The 4,404-nt window shown below is 74.0% G+C and carries 3 protein-coding genes; 1 reads left to right on the forward strand and 2 read right to left on the reverse strand.

Features of this window, described 5'->3' with window-relative positions:
• Positions 1–32: 32 nt before the first annotated feature.
• Positions 33–2,216, reverse strand: coding sequence for an O-antigen ligase family protein (locus tag VGI02_RS11365; protein ID WP_331627459.1), 2,184 nt, complete (start codon positions 2,214–2,216; stop codon positions 33–35).
• Positions 2,217–2,566: 350 nt separating this feature from the next.
• Complete coding sequence (locus VGI02_RS11370; RefSeq protein WP_331627460.1) at positions 2,567–3,730, reverse strand: class I SAM-dependent methyltransferase; 1,164 nt, start codon at positions 3,728–3,730, stop codon at positions 2,567–2,569.
• A 174-nt stretch (positions 3,731–3,904) separates the two neighbouring features.
• Between VGI02_RS11370 and VGI02_RS11375 the strand changes: the two genes are divergently transcribed.
• Positions 3,905–4,404 (forward strand): dTDP-4-dehydrorhamnose 3,5-epimerase family protein (locus tag VGI02_RS11375; protein WP_331627461.1); only part of this gene is annotated, 500 nt, incomplete at its 3' end.

The following is a 4,404-nucleotide window of genomic DNA, read 5'->3' on the forward strand; positions in this document are numbered from 1 at the left end:
GCGCAGTGCGGACGACACGGTCATCGGTGAGCTCACTCCTCCATGGTGCCCGCGCGGGCCGCGGGCCTTCTCGGGGGGCTCGGGACGGGGCCCGAACCGGGTCGCCGGTCCGGCGGGGGTCCACCCGCCGCGACACCCGGGCGCCGGGGCGCGGGCGCCGTCGGCCGGGGCCACGGCGTCCAGGTCGCGAAGGCCGAGGCCGCCGCCATGAGCGTGACGGTGGTGATGACCGCCGGCCGGTCGACGAGCATCGTCTGCAGGCTGGACTGTGCGGCGAGACACGCCAGCCCCATGCCGACGACCACGACCATCGGCGCACCCGGGGTCCGCCGTCGCCACGAGAGGAGGACGAGCGAGAAGATCCGGACCCCGGCGAACGCGTAGGCGAACAGGCCGAACACGCCCATGTAGAGCCAGATACGCAGGTACTGGTTGTGGATGTAGGGCCGGGGGTCGACGACGGTCCGGCTGTGGTCGTCGTCGTAGGTGATCAGCTCGCCGCCGTAGTACTGGCCGACACCGACCCCGAGCCACGGTTGTTTCTCGAGCGTCGCGTACGCTGCGGCGTTCTCCCGGAGACGGTCGGGGAGGCTGTCCTCGCCGTAGGCCTGACCGGTGACGACGCTGGACGCCCGCAGCGCGATCTGTTTCGCCTGGCCGCCGGCGAGCCCGGTGAGGGCGAGGCTGAAGCCGATGGCGCCGACGACGAGGAGGACCGCGGCCCGCCTCACGAGGCCCTTGGGTCCGTGCGTGACCGCGGCCACCGCGACGATGAGCAGGACCAGCGGCGCCCACGTCGAGCGGTTGAAGCTCCCCGCCTCGTGCAGGACCCCGATGAGGACGAGCCCGAGCCAGAGCCAGCGCGGCTTGCGCGGCATGAGCGCGGAGAGGAGCAGGACGAGCAGCGGCGCCCAGAGGTTGAGCGTCGGGCCGGAGAGCCGGGCGACGTCGGAGGTCGACGACCCGGTGATCACCGAGCTGCGCTCGTCGACGAGCAGCCTGCTCCACCCGGCGAGCGAGGCGGCGAGCACCACGGCGCTGCACACGCCCGCGATGTAGAGCAGCGTCGCGATCAGCTGGTGCGGGCGGCGCGCGAAGGCGAAGTACACCGGGACGAACACGGCCACCTGCAGCAGCGCGCGATAGTTGTCGATCATGAGGCTGAACTCGCCGCCGAGGGCGAGCGCCCCGATGGCTCCCGCCGTCGCCGCGAGCAGGATGGCGGCGATGGGCGCGGCGAACGCCGAGCGTGGCGCGAGCTTCGCGTTGCGGCCGCGCAGGGTCATGAGGAGCGCGACGACGAGCGCCGTCTCGAGCACCGTCGGCGTGACCGGTCCGAGCTTGATGACGTCGACCTTCTCGGGGAACACACCGACCCCGATGAACAGCAGGGCGGCCGCGGACCATCGCGAGTCGGCCGTGCGCCAGGACCACACCCCTGCGGCCAGGATCACGACCAGTGGGAAGAGCATGGAGCCGGTGAGGCCGTAGCCCGCGATGGAGAGCGCGGCGAGGCCGACGGTGATCTTGCCCTGGGGTCTGCGGAGACCGTCGAGGAGACCGCGGAGCTCGTCACCCATCACCGTGGCGTTGAGCTCCACCATCCGGCGGCGGGAACGCACGGTGTGCGGCGCGAGGTCGCGGGACCACCGCCCGGGCCGCAGCAGCGAGCAGGCGAGCAGCGACAGCATGAAGCCGCCGACCGCGCCGAGGACGCCCCACCAGCGCGCCTCCTGCACCCCGTGGCCGACGACGGGCCCGCCGGGGCTGACGAGCGTCCCGGCGATCTTGGACTGCGGGGTGCCGGGATAACGCTCACTGGCGACGACGACGTCGATCGTGGCCTGCGCCGCGGCCGTCGCGTTCGACGCCACGGTCGCGGAGTCGTTCGAGGTCGCGGTGACGTGGAGGACCTCGGTGCCCGACGACTGCTTGCCGGTGACCGTCACCGAGCCGGGGTCGAAGGGCGCGCCCCCCGTGGCCCCGGCGATCTGCGCGGCCCGCTGGGAGACGGCTTCGCTCCCGGCGACACCTTCCCAGCTCGCGAGGCGGTCCTGGACGTAGCGCGAGCCCTTCGCGATGTTGTCGTCGCCGGTCATCGTGTTCGTGAACACGATCTCCGCGCTGCTCTGGTAGTGCCCGACCGAGGCCAGGAAGGCCGCGAACGTGCCGAGACCGGCGACCAGGGTCGTGAACACGACCACGAGCACTGCCACCCGGATGTGGGAGGAGCGGCGGCGCGTCCCCGCGGGTGGACCCGCTGGACCGTTCGGGCCCGGGCCACCAGGGCCGACGCCCGGTACCCGAGGGGCCTCGACTGCCGTCATGCTGCCCATCCCATCAATCGCCAGCGCCCGTCCTCGGTCGTGTTCCGCGTCGGTGGTGCCGTGTCGGGCGCCCGAACCAGGGCGAACGGACCGCACCCGCGGCGAGGAGTCTAGGACCGTGCTCCGACGGCGGGACCACCCGCCGTCCGGGCGATCCCCTCCTCGTCCGTCACCCGCAAGACGCCGCGCCGCGCGCCGCGGTGCCCCGCGGGTGACGTGTGTCTCAGCTCACGCCCGCTTCAGGTGCCTGGTTCCGCGACCCGGAGCGCGGGGTCGACGACCACCCAGCGACCGCCGCCGGACTCCACCTCCGGGAGGCGGGCACGCATCTCGCCGAGCAGGTCGGTGACGAACAGGACCACCTCGTCGGGGCGCCGTCGGACGACCTCCTCGGGCGAGATGATCGGCACGCCGACCCCGGGGAAGCGCCTGCCCTGCTTGCCCGGCGAGCCGTCCGCGACGGCGGGGAGCAGGTCCGGTCCGATGAGCGCCCGGTTGAGCAGCGGCACCGCCCGCGAGGCCGCCGCGTAGCCCAGCACCGACCGGCCGCTCCCCGCCCCGGCCGTCAGGTGCTCGCGCAGCGCGTCCGCGCTCGCCGAGGTGGCCGACTCGAGGCCGGAGACGACGGCGGGGTCGAGCACCCCCGCCGCGATCTCGGACTCCACGAGGCCGTCCACCGACGGCGGGTCCGCCGCGCCGCCGACACCGACGCGCCGGGCCGCGAGCAGCACGGTGCCGCCGTAGAGGTCGAACCGGAAGGCGTGGGTCGCCTCGAAGCCGACCGCGGCCAGCATCCGGACGAGGACCGGTGTGGAGTAGTAGGCGAAGTGGCCGTGACGCAGCGCGTTCCAGCCGCCGTCGGCGATGATCGCGGCGAGGGTGTGGAACTGCAGCAGCAACGTCCCGCCCGGCGCGGTCGCGGCGGCCCGCTCGGCGAGCCCGGCGGCCTGGTCGTCGGCGTGCATCAGCCCGAAGCAGTCGACGACGAGGTCGGCCGGTTCTCGGGGCGGTGCTTCGGTGAGCCCGACGGAGCCGAGCAGGTCGAGCCAGGAGCCGCCGTGCGGGCTGCCGAACTCGGTGACCGTGCGTCGCGGTGCGCCGTCCGGCCCCGCGAGCAGGCCCGCGGCCTGGACGCGTGCGACGGCGTCGCGCGACTGGTCGACCATCGCCTGCGGCTCGGCACCGCGCGGTTCCTCCGGCGTCGTCGGATCCTCGGCGAGGTTCGCCAGCCCGCACTGCGCGCAGAGCCACATCCGCAGCGGGTGCACCGGGTCGGGCCCCGGGTCGTCGGCGGCCGGGAAGTGGTCGGCGGCCGGCTGGTCGCCGAGGTCGAGCACGACGGTGCCCGTGGTGCTCGCGCACCAGCGGCAGGTCACCGGGCCCAGGTCACGGGCGGTCGGCACGGTGGGGGTCCCTTCGATCGGGCGGGTGGGTGGATGAGGGGACACGGGCGGGTGGGGTGGATGAGGGGACACGGGCGGGTGGGTGGATCAGGGGACACGGGCGGGCGGATGAGGCGGGGCGGGTGGGCGGATGCGACACGGGCGGGACCGGCCTCTGGTGGGAGGCTGGCGCCCATGGAGGTTCGCACGAGCACGATCGATGGTGTCCTGCTGTTCGTCCCCACCCCGCACCGGGACGACCGGGGGCTGTTCACCCGCACGTTCGACGCGACGATCGGCGCCGAGCACGGCGTCGACCTTGGTGCGCTGGCCCAGGACAGCCAGTCGCGCTCGCGCGCCGGGACGATCCGCGGGATGCACACCCGCCGCGGCGCGGGCGAGGCGAAGCTGGTGCGGGTGGCCCACGGCGCGGTGCACGACGTGCTCGTCGACGCGCGCCCGGACTCGCCCACGTTCGGGACTCATGCCTCGTTCCGGCTCGACGACGAGGACTTCCACCACCTCTACGTGCCCGCCGGCCTGCTGCACGGGTTCCAGGCGATCTCCGACGCGGACGTCTGCTACCGGATCGACCGGCCGCACGCGCCGGGCGAGGATCTCGGCGTGGCCTACGACGACCCGGACCTCGCGATCTCCTGGCCGGTCGAGGTCACCGTCGTCTCCGAGCGCGACCG

It is taken from the genome of Actinomycetospora sp., from assembly GCF_036497245.1.
Lineage (GTDB): Bacteria > Actinomycetota > Actinomycetes > Mycobacteriales > Pseudonocardiaceae > Actinomycetospora.